Origin of the sequence: Spirosoma soli (assembly GCF_042684525.1) — a bacterium.
Taxonomy (GTDB): Bacteria; Bacteroidota; Bacteroidia; order Cytophagales; family Spirosomataceae; genus Spirosoma; species Spirosoma soli.
Window position 1 is genome coordinate 1 of sequence record NZ_JBHULN010000060.1, and the last position, 823, is coordinate 823.

1 protein-coding gene is annotated in these 823 nt (G+C 48.1%); it reads right to left on the reverse strand.

Annotated elements, in window-relative coordinates; all coding sequences use genetic code 11:
* Nucleotides 1-7: 7 nt before the first annotated feature.
* Nucleotides 8-739, reverse strand: coding sequence for an IS1 family transposase (locus ACFSUS_RS29070; RefSeq protein ID WP_381528815.1), 732 nt, complete (start codon nt 737-739; stop codon nt 8-10).
* Nucleotides 740-823 lie beyond the last annotated feature (84 nt).

Genomic DNA, 823 nt, shown 5'->3' on the forward strand with positions numbered 1-823 from the left:
GGTAGTCCTAAACTTGTAATGATAGGTTGTAGTGCATGACCACGAACCGAATAGAATCAATGTGCCGGGTCAACTTTTTGGAGAACGATAAGCTTAACCGAACTAGCCGCGAACACCGTTGACGTAAACTACAAAAGAAGCGCTCAACATGGTTAGTGTGCTTCTTTTGCTTGCTGAAGCGGTGCTGACTAACCGGAATGATCTGTTTGTAAGCGTCCCAATCATCGGTATAAAAGGTAGCTTTCTGCCGATAAGACTCCGGCAGGGCTTGCCATAGACCCAATGCACCAGTGGCACCTCGATCCCCAATGTGCAGAGCCACAATCTGCCGACTAGCTCGGTCCAAGGCTATCCAAAGCCATTGCTTGTTGGGCTTGTAAAGCACAAAGCTCCATAACTCGTCGGTCTCACAATCGAGGCAATGCAGCTCAACGTCAGCCACTTGGTTAGTCGAACAAGCCAAGTCCTGAGGTACTTCTGCATACAGCTCATCCATATAAGCGTAAAGCTGATGGGCTTTTACTTCCATCACCCGGCAGATGCCTTCCAGTGAAACTCGTTCGGCTAAGAGTAGTTCAATACGCCGTTTTTGTTCGGCTGACAAAGGTTGGTAGCATCGCATAAAGACAAATTGACGCTGGCAGTGTTTGCACTTGCCCCGCGGTTTTCCGTAGTAGGTGCGTCCATTTTTGATTATGTTTGAAGAGCCGCAACCAGGGCAGTTGTGTTGGTAAAACATGACGGGTAATTCAAGTTTGGCGACTCAAAATTACCCCCTTGGTTGCGGCTTCTTACCTGACATCATTACTTCTTGAGGACTACC

Excerpts from the sequence above, each read along its gene's own strand:
- ACFSUS_RS29070 (WP_381528815.1), bottom strand. The coding sequence starts at position 739 with ATGTTTTACCAACACAACTGCCCTGGTTGCGGCTCTTCAAACATAATC.